This is a genomic window from Haloarcula vallismortis ATCC 29715 (assembly GCF_000337775.1).
GTDB classification, from domain to species: domain Archaea; phylum Halobacteriota; class Halobacteria; order Halobacteriales; family Haloarculaceae; genus Haloarcula; species Haloarcula vallismortis.
The window spans coordinates 100,176-119,521 of the sequence record NZ_AOLQ01000012.1; the positions used below are offsets into that span (position 1 = coordinate 100,176).

Annotated in this window: 12 protein-coding genes; 8 read left to right on the forward strand and 4 right to left on the reverse strand. The window is 62.4% G+C overall.

Annotated features, from left to right (window positions below):
- Positions 1-121 precede the first annotated feature (121 nt).
- From C437_RS04485 to C437_RS04500, 4 genes are all read left to right on the forward strand, one after another.
- Entirely contained in the window at positions 122-1,741 is a 1,620-nt protein-coding gene (locus C437_RS04485) for a type II/IV secretion system ATPase subunit (RefSeq protein WP_004515700.1), read from the forward strand.
- 1 nt (position 1,742) lies between these two features.
- Positions 1,743-4,190: a type II secretion system F family protein gene (locus tag C437_RS04490; protein ID WP_004515701.1), complete on the forward strand. Its 2,448-nt coding sequence runs from the start codon at positions 1,743-1,745 to the stop codon at positions 4,188-4,190.
- A 38-nt stretch (positions 4,191-4,228) separates the two neighbouring features.
- Positions 4,229-5,890 carry an ATP-dependent DNA ligase LigA gene (gene ligA / locus C437_RS04495; protein WP_004515702.1) on the forward strand — a complete coding sequence of 554 codons (1,662 nt, stop codon included), beginning with the start codon at positions 4,229-4,231 and terminating at the stop codon, positions 5,888-5,890.
- Positions 5,891-5,954: 64 nt separating this feature from the next.
- On the forward strand, positions 5,955-6,701 hold the full coding sequence (locus C437_RS04500; protein WP_004515703.1) for an MBL fold metallo-hydrolase: 747 nt from the start codon (positions 5,955-5,957) through the stop codon (positions 6,699-6,701).
- A gap of 668 nt (positions 6,702-7,369) precedes the next feature.
- On the opposite strand, the gene C437_RS04505 is transcribed toward C437_RS04500, so the two are convergent.
- Both C437_RS04505 and C437_RS04510 read right to left on the reverse strand, forming a co-directional pair.
- Positions 7,370-8,476 (reverse strand): DNA topoisomerase IV subunit A, encoded by a 1,107-nt coding sequence (locus C437_RS04505; protein ID WP_004515704.1) that lies wholly within the window; start codon positions 8,474-8,476, stop codon positions 7,370-7,372.
- A gap of 1 nt (position 8,477) precedes the next feature.
- Entirely contained in the window at positions 8,478-10,868 is a 2,391-nt protein-coding gene (locus tag C437_RS04510; protein ID WP_004515705.1) for a DNA topoisomerase VI subunit B, read from the reverse strand.
- Positions 10,869-11,006: 138 nt separating this feature from the next.
- Between C437_RS04510 and gyrB the strand changes: the two genes are divergently transcribed.
- Complete coding sequence (gyrB, locus tag C437_RS04515; protein WP_004515706.1) at positions 11,007-12,935, forward strand: DNA topoisomerase (ATP-hydrolyzing) subunit B; 1,929 nt, start codon at positions 11,007-11,009, stop codon at positions 12,933-12,935.
- Complete coding sequence (gene gyrA / locus C437_RS04520) at positions 12,932-15,379, forward strand: DNA gyrase subunit A (protein ID WP_004515707.1); 2,448 nt, start codon at positions 12,932-12,934, stop codon at positions 15,377-15,379. Before gyrB ends, gyrA begins: the two co-directional genes overlap by 4 nt.
- A 52-nt stretch (positions 15,380-15,431) precedes the next feature.
- Here gyrA and rocF read toward each other — a convergent pair whose 3' ends face one another.
- Together rocF and C437_RS04530 are read right to left on the reverse strand one after the other, a co-directional pair.
- Positions 15,432-16,346: an arginase gene (gene rocF / locus C437_RS04525; protein ID WP_004515708.1), complete on the reverse strand. Its 915-nt coding sequence runs from the start codon at positions 16,344-16,346 to the stop codon at positions 15,432-15,434.
- Positions 16,347-16,407: 61 nt separating this feature from the next.
- The gene (locus C437_RS04530; protein ID WP_004515709.1) at positions 16,408-17,325 is read right to left on the reverse strand and encodes an NAD-dependent epimerase/dehydratase family protein; all 918 of its coding nucleotides are present in this window, start codon (positions 17,323-17,325) and stop codon (positions 16,408-16,410) included.
- A 110-nt stretch (positions 17,326-17,435) separates the two neighbouring features.
- On the opposite strand from C437_RS04530, the gene C437_RS04535 reads away from it, so the two are divergent.
- Complete coding sequence (locus C437_RS04535) at positions 17,436-17,969, forward strand: Rrf2 family transcriptional regulator (protein ID WP_004515710.1); 534 nt, start codon at positions 17,436-17,438, stop codon at positions 17,967-17,969.
- A gap of 141 nt (positions 17,970-18,110) precedes the next feature.
- Positions 18,111-19,280: an NAD(P)/FAD-dependent oxidoreductase gene (locus tag C437_RS04540; RefSeq protein WP_004515711.1), complete on the forward strand. Its 1,170-nt coding sequence runs from the start codon at positions 18,111-18,113 to the stop codon at positions 19,278-19,280.
- Positions 19,281-19,346 lie beyond the last annotated feature (66 nt).

Consider the following 19,346-nt stretch of genomic DNA (forward strand, 5'->3'; position numbering starts at 1 on the left):
TCCCGTTCGTCCGACCGCTGTCGATTATACTCCTGATAATTTGGCGAGCGAATTTAAGTAGGTGGATACGATAGCAGAGGTATATTCCGCGGAGCACCGTGTGCTCCCCACCGCACCACAGATGTCGAACCCAGAATCCCCCGAACCCGGTGACTTCGTTTCGGACCCGCTCGGCCACATCCAATCGTGGCTCTCGCGAACCGCGACGGTGTTGAGCGGGGCTGCGGTTCCAACGGCGAACTACGACCCGAGCCGCCACGGGGCGCTGGTCGAGTTCGACGGTCTTGACGGCTACAACGAAGTGGAACGTTACTGGCTGAACGCCCCGTTTGCCTTCGCCTCTATCAATCACGACCCCGACCGCGACGAACACCTGTATCACGTCGTCGAGCCGTCACTGACTGATATCGAGCGAGAACTGCTCGACCGCCTGTTCGAGGACATCCGCATCCCGCTCATCTACCGCGAGGACGTCGACACCGACCCGGAGCGAGTCCTCGCCGAGGAACTCGAAGCCAGGCTCGAAGAGTACGGCGTCGTTATCGAACCAGAGACGTTCCACCGACTGTTTTACTACTTGTATCGCTCCTTCCAGGGCTACGGCCACATTGACCCCCTGATGCACGACCCGGACATCGAGGACATCTCCTGTGACGGAGCGAACCTCCCCATCTTCGTCTACCACGACGGCTACACGGACATCGAGACGAACATCACCTACGACGCCGACGAACTGAACGACTTCGTCATCCAACTGGCCCAGCGCTCGGGACGACACGTCTCCGTTTCGGACCCTGTCGTCTCCACGACGCTCCCGGACGGCTCGCGTATCGAGCTGGCGCTCGGCGAAGAAGTCACCCCGCGCGGCTCGGCGTTCACGATCCGGAAATATGCCGACGAGCCGTTCACGCCAATCGAACTGCTGGAGTATGGCACGTTCTCGGTGGAGATGCTGGCCTACCTCTGGCTCGCCATCGAGTCAAACAAGTCGCTCATTTTCGCGGGCGGGACGGCGGCCGGCAAGACCACGTCGATGAACGCGCTGGCGATGTTTCTGCCGCCTCGGTCGAAGGTGCTCTCCATCGAGGACACCCGCGAGCTGTCGCTGTACCACGACAACTGGCTCTCCTCGGTCACCCGCGAGCGACTGGGCGATTCGGACATCACGATGTACGACTTGCTGCGGTCAGCGCTGCGCCACCGCCCCGAATACATCATCGTCGGCGAGGTTCGTGGCGAGGAAGCGATTACGCTGTTCCAGGCGATGAACACCGGCCACACGACGTTCTCGACGATGCACGCGGACTCGGTACAGACGGTCATCAACCGGCTGGAAAACGAGCCGATAAACGTTCCACGGCCGATGGTCCAGAGCCTCGATATCCTCTGTGTGCAGGTGCTGGCCCGCTCGGGCGACGAGCGCGTCCGCCGCGCGAAGACGCTCGCTGAGATCGAAGGCATCGACCAGCGAACCGGCGAACTGGACTACTCAACGACGTACAACTGGCGGGCCACGGAGGACCACTTCTCCGAGAACAACAGCGAGCTGCTGGACGAGATCCGTGAGGAACGCGGCTGGACGCAGTCGGAACTACTCACCGAACTCCGTAACCGCCAGCGGTTCCTCCGCTATCTCCAGTCCGAGGGCATCACCGATTACCGGAAGTTCACGGCGATGGTCAACAAGTACTATGCGGACAAAGAGCAGGTCATAGCAAACATCGACGACGAGATAGCCTGACATGGCGCTGAACCCGCTCGGTCTGGCACCGCTCGCTGTCGTCGTCGGAATCCTCGGGCTTATCAGCTACAGCACGGTCAACGAGCACTTCGACCGCAACGTCACGCGGCTATCACGACGGCTTTTCGGTCGGTACGTGGGACAGTCGCCCGAGCGGGAACGCCAGCTCGAAGCCGCATACGTCGACGAGACCTACCGCGGCTATGCCGCCAGAACGCTGGTGTACGCCTGTGCTGGTGCTGTTTCGGGAGCAATAACCGGGGCGTACGCTATCGGCGGCCTGCTGTTGATTCTGCCGGCGCTGGTAGAGCTTGCGCAGGGACTCCCCTCGACGATGGTGACCGCTTTTGGGTTGCGCACGTTCGAACTCGTGTTGACGCCGACACAGACGCTGTACATTCTTATCGGTGGCGGCGTGCTTTCCGGCGCGGCGACGGCCGGACTCACGTATCTCTACCGCTGGGAGCGACTGAAAAATCAGGCCGATGTCCGGAGCCGGAACATCGACGAGGGGATGGCCCGGACCATCGCGTTCATGTACGCCCTCTCCCGCGGTGGGATGTCCTTCCCGGATGTGATGCGCGTTCTGGCCCGGAATCAGGAAATCTACGGCGACACCGCGAAGGAAGTCGGCGTCGCCGTCAGAGAGATGGACCTGTTCGGCCGGGATATGATTACGGCGCTGGAACACGTCTCTCGGCGAACCCCGAGTGAACAGTTCAAGACGTTCACCGAGAACCTCTCAAGCGTCCTCCAGAGCGGCCAGTCGCTGGCCCCGTTCCTCCGCGAGCAGTACGAACGCCATCAAGAAGAGGCCGCCGAGCGGCAGGCAGACCTGCTCGAACGGCTGGCAACGGTCGCGGAGGCGTACGTCACCGTGTTCGTCGCCGCCGTACTCTTCCTGATGACGATTCTGCTCGTCTTCGGCCTGACGACGACGGACACGCTCTGGCTGTTACAGATGATGGCGTATCTCGTCATTCCGTTGGCTAACGTCGGATTCATGGTGTATCTGGACAGTAAGCTCCAGTCGCTCGGTATCGGGAGTGCCGGCACGACGGACGTTCTAGAGCGCTACGAGACGGCGTCGCTCGGCAAGCCCAGCCTGGGAACCGGCCGTCTCGGCCTGACCGATGGCGGCGTCGTCCCGGCCGACGAGGCGAACTGGCTCCGACTGCAGTTCTACGACCGCATCAAGTCGCTTCGGGACCTCCTCGGCTCTCCCGTTCAGTCGCTCGTCTGGAATCCAGTCTACGTCCTCTATCTCGCCGTGCCAGTTGCGGTGGTGTTGCTGCTCGTCCGTTCCCCCGCGGCGTTCCAGACGTCGTCTGTCAACGTCCGCATTCTCGACGACCTCGTCATCCAGTCCATCCTGCTGGTTCTGGGGCCGTTCGCACTGGTGCGGTTCGTCTACACGCAGCGGCTCTCACGTATCGAGAACGCCACACCGGACCTGCTTGAGCGGCTGGCAAGCCTGAACGAGGCCGGGATGACTGTCGTCGAGAGCCTCCGCCGGGTCCGTGGCAGTGACATCGGCGTACTCACTCAGGAGATGCACCGCATCTGGGCCGACATCCGGATGGGTGCGAACGTCAATGACGCTCTGGTCCGATTCGGCCGCCGGGTCCAGACCACGGCGATAACACGCATCGTGACGCTGTTGACCCACGCGATGCACGCCTCGGGCCAGCTCGGGCCGGTGTTCCGTATCGCGGCCACCCAATCGCGGGCTGACCTCCGGCTGAAACGCCGGCGACGCCAGCAGATGCTCACGTACCTCGTCGTCATCTACATCGCCTTCCTGGTGTTTCTGGTCATCATCGTCGCCGTTCAGGAGGTGCTGGTCCCGAGCCTCCCGTCGAGCGTGCCCACGCCGGCCGGCGAGTCGAACCGCCTTGGCGTCGGTGTCGACCAGTTCGCTCGGTTCGGCCGCGTCGACAAGGCCGCATACACGCTCGTGTTCTTCCACACCGCGCTCATTCAGGCGGTCCTGACCGGCTTCATCGGCGGCCAGCTTGGCGAGGGCACGCTCAAGGACGGCGCGAAACACGCCGCAATTCTGCTGGGCGTCGCCTACGTTGCGTTCATCCTGCTGTCCTCGCCAGTCGCGTCGATGACGGTCACCAGCCCCGCTGTTTCCGGCGACCAGATAACGGTCGAATCAGCATCGCTGTCAGAGGGTGGGTTCATTGTCGTCCGCGAGTTCGAGGCCGACGGGCGCGTACTCGGGACTTCCGAGTACCTCTCCTCGGGGTCCCACAGCGATGTCCAGATACCGCTGGACAGGCCGCCGTCGACCGGCCAGTCACTCGTGCTCGTCGTGCATCAGGACACCAATGGGAACCAGCAGCTCGACTATCCTTTCGGCGACAATTCGGGGTCGCCGGACCAGCCATATGCGTCGTCGACGGCCGGCGAGAACGTCACGGTCGAGTACACGGTCGAGTGACGCTGGATTTACGGTGTCCAACCGGATAGAGTGCGCTGATGGAGTTCGCCGCCTTCGCCGACCGGGCCGAGGAAATCGAAGCCGAGAGCGCCGACACCGCGATTACCGAGGCAGTAACCGACCTGTTCACGGACGCGGGGTCGGACCTCCCGACGCTCGCTCGCTTCGTGCAGGGCCGGGTGTTTCCAGCCTACGAAGCCCGAACGCTCGATATCGGGCCGCGGCTCTGCTACGAGGCGATTGCCCGGGCAGCGGGCCAAAACATCAGTGCTGACGATGTGGAGCAGCGCCTTGCGGACATGGGCGAAATCGGGGCCGTCGCGGCCAGCTACGACCTCGGCGGCCAGCAGGGCCTCGCCGCGTTCGGCGCTGGCGGCGGGAGTGACGCGCTGACCGTCGCGGAACTCGACGCCGAGCTACGGGACCTCGCGGCCGTCGACGGCAGCGGGAGCCAGGGGACGAAAGTGGACATCCTCTTTGGCCTGTTCTCGCGGTGTTCTCCGACGGAAGCGAGCTACCTCGCTCGGCTCGTCCTTTCGGAGATGCGCATCGGCGTCGGCGAGGGGACCGTCCGGGACGCCGTCGCGGCCGCCTTCGGTGTTCCAGTCGACGCCGTCGAACGGGCCGTGCAGGTGTCAAACGACTACGGCATGGTCGCCGAGGTGGCCCGCGACGAAGGCGAGGCTGGACTGGACACAATCAGGCTCGAAATCGGCCGCCCCGTTCAGGCGATGCTGGCACAGGCTGGGACCGTCGCCGGCGCGCTGGAGGACTGGGACCGCGCCGCAGTCGAGTGGAAGTACGACGGCGCTCGGGTGCAGGTCCACTTCGACGGCGAGGACGCGCGGCTCTTCTCTCGGAACATGGAGGAAGTCACGGACCCGCTTCCGGAAGTCGTCGATACTGTCGAATCGACGCTGGACGCGCCGGCAATCCTTGACGGCGAAGTGGTCGCGGTCGACGCGGACGGCGAGCCGCTCCCGTTCCAGGAGGTGCTGCGTCGCTTCCGCCGGAAGCATGATGTGGCCGCCGCCCGCGAGAACGTGGCCGTCCGCCTGCACGCCTTCGACTGCCTGCACGCCGACGGCGAGGACCTGCTCGACGCCCCGCTGGAGACGCGCCACGACCGCCTCGAATCGCTGTTTCCACCCGACAGCGAAATAGTCTCGCAGATGTGGCTGTCCGATGACGCCGGTGGGATTGAAGACCTGGAAACGGAGGCCCTCGACGCCGAGCAGGAGGGAATTATGCTGAAGGACCCGACCGCGTCGTACTCCCCCGGGAAGCGGGGGAAGCACTGGCGCAAGCGCAAGCCCGACGTGGAGACGCTGGACTGCGTCGTCACCGGCGCGGAGTGGGGCGAGGGCCGCCGGGCGAACGCCCTAGGGTCGTTCGAACTCTCGGTGCGAACCGACGACGGCTACGCCACCGTCGGCAACGTCGCGACAGGCATCACCGACGCGGAACTCGACGACCTGACCGAGCGCTTCGAGGCGCACATCCGCAGTGAGGACGGCCGCGACGTGACCCTTGACCCAGCCATCGTCTTCGAGGTCGGCTACGAGGAGATTCAGGCGTCCCAGTCCTACGATTCGGGCTACGCGCTTCGGTTCCCCCGATTCATCTCGGTCCGCGAGGACAAGACGCCAGAGGACGCCGACTCGCTGGAACGGGTCAAGCGGCTGGCAGCGTCACAGTAGCGCCGCTGGGGCTATTTCGAAATGGACCGACACGCGTAATGGGCCGCTCCGAGTACCCTCGCACATGACAGTCAGACACGACGGCATCACCGCGGAGTGGCTCGGCTACGCGACGCTGCGGCTGGAAGGCGACGACACTGTCGTCTACTTCGACCCCGGTCGCTACGGTGTCCTCACCGGTGAGTGGGAACCGGACACGCCCGGTATCGGCCACCCGCCGACGCAGGACTACGCGCCGAAGGACGGGGACATCGTCTGCGTGACCCACATCCACCACTACGACCCGGACGGCATCCGCCGCGTCGCCGCTGAGGACGCCACCGTCGTCGCGTTCGAGGGCATCAACGTCCACGCGACCGACCGTGACCTCGACCGCCTGGCCGACCTCGACTACGAGGTCCGAAAGGTAGGGATGGAAGCCGACCTGCTGGTCGACGACGTACCCATCTGGACGATGCCAGCCTACAACCACGAGGACGGGCCGAACGTCAACGACGACGGCAGTCCGATTCATCCGAAGGGCATCGGCTGTGGCTTCCTCGTCGCGCTCGATGACACCCGCGTGTTCTGGCCCGGCGACACCGACGTGCTGGACGGTCACGCCGAACTCGACGTGTCGCTGTTCGTCCCCTCTATCGCCCAGAACTACACGATGAACCGCCACGAGGCCGCCGATCTGGCGGAGGCAATGGACCCGGACCTCGTGCTCCCGATGCACTACAACACGTTCACGTCGTTGGAAGCTGACTCCGGCGCGTTCGCTGAGGATGTCGCGAAACGCGGTGTTCCGGTCGTGCTTGACGAGAACTGAGCGCAGCGAGGTGGCAGTGTAAGTCTGGCAAAAATTTGAAAGCTATTTGATTGCCTTCTGGAACAGTGCTATCCTACTATTTTGGATTTGTGAAATATAACACAGAAAGTACTCAAGTCAAGCTATTGATGATATTATATGAATCCCGCTATCCGTGCCATACGGATGATTGGTTTGATATTACTAGTTGGAGGTATTGCGAGCGGTGGACTGGGTGTATATCTTGAGTCCAATCTTGCCTGCGAGGATGGGTACGGGGTTACTATTGAGACCATTGAGGAGAATAGAACGAGCAGTTCTGCTGTGGAACGCCTCTCATTTCAGAACCTATCTTCACGCGATCAACGTACATTCGAAGAAATCCTGACGAGTAATACCACTCAGGTTTATCACAACGCTTCTACGGTACAAAACATCTCAAACAAAGAGATAGAATACAAAAATACAGTATATATAACAAGTGGCTTATTTGTCACTGACTGTTTCAGTAACTGGCGGCTGTATAAAGCTGGAGGGGGGCTTGTGGCCTTCGTTGGTGGTTGTCTAACTACGGTCACAATCGTCTGGCAGCGGCGCTCTTGACCAAAGGAACTCCACCTTTCTGGCTGAACGGAATAGTAAACACGCCTAACCGGCGGACAGACAGGTTTTGAACGCAACTTCGGCCGCTACAGCACGCCCATCTCGTCCAGCCGCTCTGGCAGATACGTGTCCGTCACGAAATCAAGCCCCCGAGACGCGAGTGCCTGCTGCTCGGCCTTCTTGTTGATGTCCAGTTGGAGTTCGATCTGTTCCTCCCAGAAGTCAGTCTGGAACCGCGGGTCTTCAAGCTCGCTCTCCAGAGCGTTCACGTCGGAGTCCGCCAGCGGGTCTGTCGGCAGTTCGTACTCCACGATATCCTCCGGGCGGATGCCGATGAACTGTGCCTCAGGGGTCGCCAGGTACTCCGAGAGGTGCGCGCTCTTGATAGAGCCATACGAGACCGACCCGAAGATGCGGTACGACCACGGGTCACCGTCAGTGAACACCGTGACCGGGAGGTCGAGTTCGTCGTGCAGTCGTTTGATGAGCCGCCGGGTCGCCCGCGCTGGCTGGCCGCCCAGATGGACGACCAGCGCGTCGTACTCGTCGTCAAAGCCGTTCTCGACGAGGCGGTCGCGCATCCCACCGGTCTCCACACAGAGGACGAACTTCGCATCGTTGTCGAGGAACTCGATGGTGTCGGGGTTGTTCGGAATCTGGTAGCCGCCCTGGCCCACGTCGTCCTGGCAGTGGATTTCGCGGTCGCCGCGGTTGGTCTGCTCGCGGAGGAGTAACGGCCCCATCACCTTCGCGCCGGACTCCTCCGGGCGCATGTGGAAGTCCTCGCGTTTCACATCGGAGACGATTTCGAGGTCTTCGATGAGGTTGTTCGACTCGTCCTGCGTGTTGAACTGGGCCTCGTCGAGGTCCCAGGACTCCGAGAGGTAGTACAGTTCACGCAGGGTCGAAGAGCGGTCTTCCTCCAGTTGCTGGGAGAGGAAATCGATGGTGTAGACGGCCTTCAGAATCTTCTCGGCTCCGGAGATCGTCTTTGCCGACCGGGTGGAGTCCCGGTCGCCGTACACCCAGACCTGCTCGTCCTCGTCGAAGACGATGTTCGATTTGGTCCGGGTCGGGATGGTCATCGTCGGCACCTCGCCGCCGGCGAACTGGTCGTAAAAGTCCGCCGCGAGGTCGATGAGTTGCTCGCGCGCTTCCTCGGTGTCTGGTGTGGTGTCTGAGTCGGTGCTCATATCAGGCGTTCACCGTGAGTTTCTCGTCTTCGATGCCGTCGACCGAGACGGTGAACTCGGCCTCGCCGGACACGCTGTATTCCAGCACGGCGGTCTCGCCAGCCCCGACGGTCGGGGACCACTTGACGAACCACTCGCCGTCCATCTCGACGACCGTCGCGCCGTTGGTGTCCTGTGGCTCGGCGGTGACGATGTCGGTCAGTTCAACGTCCGCGTTCGTGTCGTCGTTGTTCTCGATGCGGACTCGAACGGTGCCGTCCTCGACTTCTCGCTCGACGAGGACGTTATTCATGATGCGGGCCAGCGAGTCGTCGATGTGGAGGTCGTCGTTGCCGGTTACCTCGGTGAGCTTCTCGGCCATCTCCGGCAGGATGGTCGCGAGCTTGTCCTGTTTCTCGCGGCGCTGTTGCATCGACTGGCGCTTGTTCAGGTAGCTCTTGAGTTCGCGGGCGGCCTCCCGGATGGCGAGTTCGATCTCGTCTTCCATCTCGGGGACGTTCGCGATGGCGTCCTTGGATTCGCTGGTGAAGGGGACGTTCGTCGAGGCGACGTGGACCATGATGACGGCCGGCCCCTTCGGGATGCCTGAGCCGCCGGGCTGGTCGAGGTTGTAGTTGCGCCAGCGGATGGACTTCACCACGTCCGTCGTCGCACAGGCCCCGCGCTGGTACACCAGCGGCACGCGGTTGGCGAATCGCATCACGTCGACGGTGCCCTCGCTTTCGAGTTCACCGCCGTAGGCGATGCCGGCCTCGACGATGAACGGGTCGCCGCCGTGGACCGACGCGTCCCGCGTCGACGCGGCATAGAAGTCCGCGTCGAACTCCTTTCGAAGCCCTTCCTCAACGAGTTCCGCGCTGATTGGGGAAAGGCAGTCCGTCGGTGGCGCGATGATGTCCGTCTCACGCATCGCCGACAGCAACTGGCTCGCAGTGTCGCGGTCGTCGGCGATGTCAGAGACTTTCGGCGGCTCCTCCGGAACGCCCTCGGCGGCCGCCCAGAGCGCTTCGAGGACGTTTTCCCGGGCCGTCTCGCCGTATGTGGCGTCGTCTTGTTCCTCGGTCATGTCGGCCGCGCGGTCGATGTAGCCCCGCAGTTCGTCGCGGGTCAGCCGGTGGCGGCCCTCGTCGGCGAACTTGTCGGCCAGTCGGCTCGCAAGTCCCTCGATTGCGGCGTCGTCTTTGCGTTTCGTCGTCACATCGTCGACGAGCGCGTAGAGGTCGGCGGTCAGCTCGGCGGAGACGGCGCTCCAGGCGGCCTCGACGGCGTTCTCGCGGACTGTCGAACCGAAGGTGGTGTCACCGTCGGCCTCGGCGTCTTCGGCCGCCTCGTCGACGATGGATTCAATCTCGTGGTAGGCGACCCGGTCGCGGTCGTGGATGGCATCGGAGACCGCGGCGGCGAACGTCGCCGTGGTTTCGGCTCCCTTGTTCGCTACAGCATCCTCGACGGCGACCTCGATGTCGGCGTCCTCGTTGACCTTCGGCGGCTGCCAGGCCATGCCGCGGCCGTAGTGGCGGTCGTTGAAGTTCGCGATGACGCTGTCGGCGGTCTTCCCGCCGACGCGCGTGAACTCCTCCTGCATGAAGCCCGAAACAGAATAGGAGTCCGTGGCTTCGAGCATCTTGAGCAGCGTCCCCAGTTCGACGCCGTGTGGGTGCGGCCTGATTTCCTCGGTCTCGTCGGGGAGTTCCGCTCGCTCGGCTCGCTCGAACTTCAGGGACTCGTCCAGCCCCGGCTCGTCGAACTCGATGCGGGCGTGGGGGTTGACGACGGCGGTGTCCTGAATGTAGTCCCGCAGCGTCGAGCGGGCCCGCATGTTGGCCTCCATCTCCAGTTCGATGCGGGTCCCGTGGGGTCGCTCCCACGTCGTCGTCTCGTCGACGCTGATTTCGGGTTCGTTGGTGTCCGTATCGACGATGAGTTCGAAGTACTGGGCCTCGTCCTGGCCCTTCGGCCGGGAGGTGATTTTCGCCGGCTTGCCGGAGGTGAGCTGCGAGTAGAGCACGGCCGCGGAAATCCCGATCCCCTGCTGTCCCCGGTTCTGTTCTCTGGCGTGGAACCGGGAGCCATACAGGAGCTTCCCGAAGATTTTCGGGGCCTGCTCCTTCGTGATGCCGGGGCCGTTGTCCTCGACGACCAGCTTGTAGTAGTCGCCGGACTCCTGTATCTCGACGTAGATATCGGGGAGAATGCCGGCCTCTTCGCAGGCGTCGAGCGCGTTGTCGACGGCCTCCTTGACGGCCGTGACGAGCGCCCGGGCCTCCGAGTCGAAGCCCAGCATGTGCTTGTTCTTCTCGAAGAACTCGGCGATGGAGATGGCCCGCTGGGATTCGGCCAACTCCTCGGCGATTCCCTCGCCCTCGCCGAGTCGCGACTGATACGAGGTCATTGTCGTGCGGTACGTACCCGCGTCGGGGTTAAAAGGTAATCGCCACCAGAGTGAAAGTGAACGTTGTCCCCGAAACCGCGGTCCCGCGCGCGTGCGGGAGCTTTATACGTCCCCCTCCATTAGGACTGGTAAGTTCCTATGTCAGGAGAGTCTGATGAGTACGGCGCAAAGTCGATCCAGACCCTCGAAGGGCTGGAAGCCGTCCAGAAGCGGCCCGCGATGTATATCGGGTCGACGGACGCTCGTGGCCTCCATCATCTCGTCTATGAGGTGGTCGACAACGCGATCGACGAGGCGCTCGCCGGCTACTGTGACAACATCGACGTAACGATTCACGACGACGGCTCCGTCTCTGTCAGCGACGACGGTCGGGGCATCCCCGTCGACACCCACGAAGAGCACGGCCGCCCAGCTGTCGAGGTCGTGATGACGATTCTCCACGCTGGTGGGAAATTCGACAACAAGTCCTATCAGGTCTCCGGGGGTCTCCACGGGGTCGGGGTAAGCGTGGTCAACGCCCTCTCGAAGTGGCTCGAAGTCGAGGTCAGGCGCGACGGCGCGCTCTGGAAGCAGCGCTTCGACCACGGCAAGCCGGAGTACGACCTGAAGAAAGTTCGGGACCTCGAACCCGATGAAGAGACGGGCACGACCGTCCGGTTCTGGCCCGACGACGAGATCTTCGAGACCGGCGAGTTCAAGTTCTCGACGCTGTCGTCTCGACTGCGTGAACTCGCCTTCCTCAACTCCGGCGTCGCCATCTCTATCATCGACGAGCGCGACGGCGAAACGGAGACGTTCGCCTACGACGGCGGCATCCGCGAGTTTGTCGAGTATTTGAACGAGACCAAGGACCCGCTCCACCGCGACATCATCTACTTCGAAGACGAAGAGGAGATCGCAGAGGGACCGGTACAGGTCGAAATCGCCATGCAGGGAACCGACGACCTGCAGGGTTCGATCCACGCCTTCGCCAACAATATCAATACACGCGAAGGCGGGACACACCTCACAGGATTCAAAACATCACTCACACGGGTCATCAACGACTACGCAACCGACAATAATCTGCTGAAGGATCTGGACGACACGCTCAAAGGTGACGACATCCGCGAGGGGCTGACGGCTGTCATTTCTGTCAAACATCCTGACCCACAGTTTGAAGGGCAGACCAAGACGAAACTCGGCAACAGCGAGGTCCGTGGGATCGTCGAATCGGCGATGCACGACGGACTGGCGACCTTCTTCGAGGAGAACCCCGACACGGCCGAAGCCATCGTCGGGAAGGCAGTCGAGGCAGCGAAAGCACGGAAGGCCGCACAGAAGGCCGAGGAGCTCACCCGGCGGAAATCGGCGCTCGACTCAACCGCACTGCCCGGCAAACTGGCCGACTGCCAGACGCGGGACCCCGAGGAAGCCGAACTGTTCATCGCCGAGGGTGACTCTGCGGGCGGTAGCGCCAAACAGGGCCGTAATCCCGACTTTCAGGCCATCCTCCCGATCAAGGGGAAGATTCTGAACGTCGAGAAACACCGACTGGACCGGATTCTAGAGAACAACGAGATACGGAACCTCATCACCGCGCTCGGGACCGGTATCGGCGACGAGTTCGATATCGAGGACCTGCGTTACGAGAAGATTATCCTGATGACCGACGCAGACGTCGACGGGGCACACATCCGGACGCTCCTGTTGACGCTGTTCTACCGGCACATGAAGCCGCTGCTGGAGGCCGGCTACGTCTACGCCTCCCAGCCGCCGCTGTACCGGATTCGCTACCGCGGGAACACCTACGATGCGATGACAGACGCGGAGCGCGACAGGATCATCGAAGAGAAGTGCGACGGGAACCCCACTCAGGTCCAGCGGTTCAAGGGCCTGGGCGAGATGAACCCCGATCAGCTCTGGGAGACGACGATGAATCCCGACAATCGGATTCTCAAGCAGATAACCATCGAGGATGCCGCGGCCGCCGACAAGATGTTCAACATCCTGATGGGCGACGCCGTCGAACCGCGCAAGGAGTTCATCAAGGAGCACTCGCCTGAAGCGGAGTGGGTCGACATATGAGTTCCGACGCTAACGATCCGAACGCACCGGCAGAGCAGATCAAGCACGTCCGCATCGAGGACGAGATGGAGCAGTCCTACATCGACTACGCGATGTCGGTCATCGCGGGACGAGCGCTCCCTGACGTTCGGGACGGTCTCAAACCCGTCCATCGGCGTATCCTCTATGCGATGCACGAGATGGGCGTCTCCTCGAACTCCGCCCACCGGAAGTCCTCCTCGATTGTCGGGGACACGATGGGTGACTACCACCCACACGGCGACTCGGCCATCTACGACACGCTCGTCCGGATGGCACAGGACTTCTCGATGCGGTATCCGTTGATAGACGGCCAAGGGAACTTCGGCTCGATGGACGGCGACCCGGCGGCCGCCATGCGGTACACGGAGGCGCGGATGGCCCCCATCGCCGAGGAACTGCTGGAAGACATCGAGAAGGACACCGTCGACTTCTCCAGCAACTACGACGACCGCCTGCAGGAACCCGACGTGTTACCGTCGAAGGTCCCGAACCTCCTGCTGAACGGCTCTTCGGGCATTGCCGTCGGGATGTCGACCAACATCCCGCCGCACAACCTCGGGGAACTGGTCGACGCGACGGTCCACCTGCTTGAAAACCCCGATGCCACCGTCGAGGACCTGATGGAGCACGTCACGGGGCCGGACTTCCCGACCGGCGGCAACATCGTCGGCCGCGACGCCATCTACTCGGCGTACGCGACCGGCCGTGGCCGCTTGCGAGTCCGCGCGGAGTACGAGGTCGACCCGGAAGAGGGTCGCATCGTCATCAGCGAACTCCCCTACCAAGAGAACAAGGCCCGCGTCGTCGAGCGCATCGCCGACGACGTGAACGAGGGGAAGATCGAGGGGATTTCCGACCTCCGCGACGAGTCCGACCGCAACGGCGTCCGTATCGTCGTCGAACTCAAGCGAGGGGCGAACGTCGACGTGGTCGAAAACCGGCTGCTCGACCACCATCTAGAATCGACCTTCGGCGTTATCAACCTCGCGCTGGTCGATGGCCAGCCGAAGGTGCTCTCCCTCAAAGAGAGTCTCCAGCACTACATCGACCACCGCCGCGAGGTCGTTCGACGACGCTCCGAGTACGACCTCGCCGAGGCAGAGGACCGCGCCCACATCCTCGAAGGCCGACTGAGGGCGTTAGAGAACGTCGAGGACGTAGTCGATCTCATCCAGAACAGTGAGGACCGCGACGCTGCCCGGTCCGGCCTGCAGGCGTCTTTCGAGTTCTCCGAGGAGCAGGCCGCCCACATCGTCCGGATGCAGCTCGGCTCGCTCACCTCGATGGAAGCAGCCGAAATCGAGGACGAGTACGAGGACGTGCAAGACACCATCGACTACCTCGAATCCGTCCTCAACAGCCGCGAGAAACTTGACGGCGTTATCGCTGACGAACTTCAGGAGGTCAAAGACGACTACGACGACGACCGTCGGACGAGCATCATCGAGGACGAGGGTCAGGTCACCCACGAAGACCTCATCCCCGAGGAAGACTGCGTTGTCGTCATCACCGAGGACGACTACATCAAGCGGATGCCGGTCGAGAACTTCGATCCCCAGAACCGCGGCGGCAAGGGGATTATCGGGGCCGACCCCAAGGAGAACGACCGCGTCTCGAAGGTCTTCCGGGCCAACAGCCACGATTACCTGCTCTGTTTCACCAATCAGGGACAGGTTTACCGGCTCAAGACCTACGAGATTCCGGAGATGTCCCGCACCGCTCGGGGCAAGTCCGCCATCAACCTCATTGATCTAGACGACGGCGAGGAACTGACCGCCGTCGTCTCGACCGACGAGTTCGGCGACGACGAGTGTATTACGATGGTGACCCGAAACGGCTACGTCAAGCGGACCTGCTGTTCTGAGTTCGAGAACATCCTCTCGACGGGCATCATCGCCGCCAAACTCGAAGACGGTGACGAACTCATCGACGTGGACGTCACCGACGGCACCGGCGACCTCGTCATCGCCACGGAGGCGGGGATGACCATCCGCTTCAGCGAGAGCGAAGTCAGTGAGATGGGACGCTCGGCCCGCGGTGTCAACGGCATCAAACTGCAGGGCGACGACAAGGTCGCGGCGATGGTCGCCACCGATGACGACGATTCACGGTCGCTGTTGACCGTGACCGAGCACGGCTTCGGGAAGCGGACCAAACTCGACGAGTACCGCACCCAGTCCCGCTACGGCAAGGGCCTCATCGACATCAAGACAGACGACCGCAACGGTCGCGTGTCGACCGCCAAGGCCGTCTCCGACGATGACCATCTGGTCATCATGTCCGAGCAGGGACAGATTATGCGTATCCGCGCTGGTGACGTGTCACAGGTCGGTCGGAACACGAAGGGTGTCACGATTATGGGTCTGGAAGGCGACGACCGCGTCGCGAGCGTGACGGTCGTGCCGGCTGTTACAGAAGACTAAGCTCGATTTTTGGCCCGCGTCGTTTGCAGTCGCTTTCTTGCCGTCTAAACAGCTACAGCACCCGCTTACCGAAGGCACTGGCAACGAGTTCACAGGCCAGTTCGGCGGTGCGGTTGTGCTCGTCGAGAATCGGGTTCACCTCGACCAGTTCCATCGAACGCAGCTGGTCGTGGTGTTCGGCGACGTACTCCATCGCGATATGGGCCTCGCGGTAGGAGACGCCGCCACGGACCGGCGTCCCGACCCCAGGGGCCTCTGTCGGGTCGAGCCAGTCGAGGTCAAGCGAGACGTGTATGCCGTCCGTCCCGTCCGTCGCAATCTCTAGACCCTCGTCGACAATTTCGGGCGCGCTCCGAGCGTCGATATCCGACATCGTGTACGCCGTGATATCGCTGTCTTCGATCAGCCGGCGCTCCTCGTTGTCCACGTCCCGCAGGCCGACGATGACGACGTTTTCCTCGCTCACTGCGGGTGTGTGCGCCCACTCGTGGTCGGTGAACGGGCCCAGCCCGAGAACGGCCGCAAGCGACATTCCGTGGATGTTTCCGCTTGGTGTTGTCTCCGGCGTGTTGAAATCGCCGTGGGCGTCGAACCAGATGACGCCCAGTTCCTCGTCGTCACGGACTGCGCCGGCCATCGTTCCGATGCCGATAGAGTGGTCACCGCCCAGAACGAGCGGAAACCGTCCTTCCCGGAGCGTCGCATCGACCGCCGTTGTCACGTCCTCACAGACTTCCTTCGTCTCTCTGAAGAACTTCGCGCGACCGCTCTTCAGGCCGCCAGCGTCAGGGTCACGTTCCTCCGGTCGCGGTACAGCGATGTCGCCGCCGTCGACGCAGTCGATACCGATACCTTCCAACTGGTCTGCGAGGCCGCCGTACCGTATCGCCGACGGCCCCATGTCGACGCCACGCCGGTCGGCCCCGAGGTCCATCGGGACGCCGAGGACGCGAACCTGTCGTTGCATATCGTCGCCTCCACAGGCGGCCAATAAAGACCCAGCGGTGGGCCAGCGATATTCAGCGGCCCTACGTGTAGGGCGCACAGACCAGCTCGATGCCCTCTTCGAAGCTGATCTCCGGCTCCCAGCCGGTCGCGTCGTGCATTCTTGAGAAGTCAGCACAGGTGTCGTGGACGTACACGTCCTCGGGAATCGGGTTCTCGACGTACTCCGGCTCGATATCCGTTCCGAGTTCGTCGTTCAGCATCTCGACGACGGTGTTGAAGTCGTAGGCCTCGCCGGTACCGAGGTTGTACACGCCGTTCAGCTCGTGTTCGGCGGCCAGCACGAGCCCGCGCACGATGTCGTCGACGTAGGTGAAATCGCGGGTCTGCTCGCCGTCGCCGTACAGCTTCGGCGCGTCGCCGCTGGCCAGGTCGTCGGCGAACTGGGCGATGACGTTCGCGTACTCGCCTTTGTGCTCCTCTGCGCCGCCGTAGCCCTGATACACCGAGAAAAAGCGCATGCCGGCCAGCGTGAGGTCGTAGTGGTTCTGGAAGTACTCGGCGTAGGTCTCCCGGGCCATCTTCGAAGCCTCATAGCCGGTGTTGACCGTCACATCCATGTCCTCCGGCGACGGCTCCGTCCGACTCCCGTAGATGGAGGACGTCGAGGCATAGACGACGGTGTCACAGCCGTCGTCACGGGCCTGCTCGACCGTGTTGACGAACCCCTCGACATTCACGCGAGCGCCGTGGGTCGGGTTGTCCTCGTGCATCGCGTAGGAAGAGAGTGCCGCGAGGTGAAACACCACGTCTACGTCGGTCGGCAGGTCGTCATCGAGGACGCTCTGTTCGACGTACTCTACGTCTTCTGATACGTTTTCCGGCGTGCCGAGGTAGCCGTCATCCAGGGCGACGACATCGTTGTTTTCGGCCAGTTTGTTCGCGAGGTTTGCCCCGATGAACCCGCCACCGCCGGTCACCAGAACACGCTGACTTTCCATATCTGTGTCAGGTCAGCGCTGGAATAAAGTACTAACGTTTTCCGCGATTCTGGGACGGTTCCAGACGGTTTACCGTCGCATTTAAGGACGGCTGTACCGAACAGGAGATTATGTCATCTATCGAACTGACACCCAGTCAAAAGAACATTCTGCAGGAACTGGTAAATCTCTATCGGGAAAGTGAAAGCGCCGTCAAAGGCGAGGATATTGCCGAGAAAGTTGACCGAAACCCCGGGACGATTCGCAACCAGATGCAGAGCCTCAAAGCCCTGCAGCTTGTCGAGGGCGTCCCTGGCCCCAAGGGAGGGTACAAGCCCACCGCCAACGCCTACGACGCGCTCCAGATTCAGGACATGGATCAGGCAGCGGAAGTTCCGCTACGTCATAACGGCGAGCTCGTCGAACACTCGAACGTCGAGGAGATCGACCTGACCAGCGTCCACCACCCCGAGGAGTGCCGGGCAGAGATTCAGCTGCAGGGCACGATGTCCGAATTCCACGAGGGCGACTCGGTGACAGTCGGACCGACACCGCTGTCGAAGCTCCAGATTATCGGGACCCTCGAAGGAAAGGACGACACCAACAACAAGCTCATCCTCGCTATCGACGATATGCGGGCGCCGGCGGGCGAACCGGAACACTAGTACGTCTCACTGGTCTTTTGGATTGTTTTTCTGCGGTCACCGAGGCCGCATCGTACCCTACCACGGGTATCGCTGGAGAATTGCTCTCCCGATGAGAGGGATTTCAAAGGGTTTGTATCAGTCGGTTGCGGAGTCTCCGGTATGACAGAGAACGTGGTCGTGCTCGGAGCGGGGTACGCTGGCGCGGGGGCAATCAAGAGTTTAGCGGACGAGTTAGACAGTGAGACGGACGTTGACGTCACGTGGGTCTCCGAGACGGATTATCATCTGGTGTTACACGAGTCCCACCGCTGTATCCGGGACCCGAGTGTGCAGGAGAATATCGCTATTCCCGTCCACGAGATTAAACAGCCCTCGACGGCGTTCATTCAGGACGAGGTCGTTGGTATCGACACCGACGCCCGAGAAGTGGAACTGGCCGACTCCGACACTGTCGAGTACGACTACCTGCTCGTGGGGCTGGGCTCGCAGACTGCATTCTTCGGAATCGACGGGCTCGAAGAGCACGCGCTGACGCTCAAGAGTCTCGACGACGCGCTCGATATCCACGACGCCATCCAGCAGGCCGCTCGTGAGGCCTCCACGAACGACCCCGCGCAGGTCGTCATCGGCGGCGCTGGCCTCTCTGGCATCCAGACCGCCGGCGAGGTTGCCGAGTTCCGTGACGAACACAACGCGCCCATCGGAATTCACCTCGTCGAAGGTCTCGACCAGGTCCTGCCAAACAGCGACCCCGAGCTTCAGGGCGCTCTGCGCAAGCGCCTGGAAGCCGCCGACGTGAACATCAAGTGCGGGGAGTTCATCGGCGAGGTCGACGAGGAGACCGTGTACATCGGTGACGAGGACGAACTCGACTACGACGTGCTGGTCTGGACGGGTGGTATCACGGGCCGGGACTGCATGCAGGATGTCGACCTCGACAAGGACGAACGGAATCATCGCGTCCACGCGGAAGGGAACTTCCAGACCGACGACGAGCACGTCTTCGCTATCGGTGACTCGGCGCTGATCGACCAGCCCGGAGACCAGCCCGCGCCGCCGACGGCTCAGGCCGCCTGGCAAGCCGCCGAGGTGGCCGGCGAGAACCTCGCCCGCGCCGTGCGCGGGCAGCCGCTCAAAACATGGACCCACAAAGACAAGGGGACAGTCGTCTCGGTTGGGGAGAAAGCCGTCGCCCACGACGTGGTGAACGTGCCTATCGAAACCTTCGGCGGACTGCCGGCGAAACTGCTGAAAAAGGCGATTGCCGCCCGCTGGATCAACGACGTTACGAGTGTCGGTCGGGCCGCCAAGGCCTGGCCTGATATGTGAGACCACCTTTTTCTGCGTCGGGTTCGCGCTGACCGCGCGAACCGCTCCTTGAAAAACGTGGGCGAA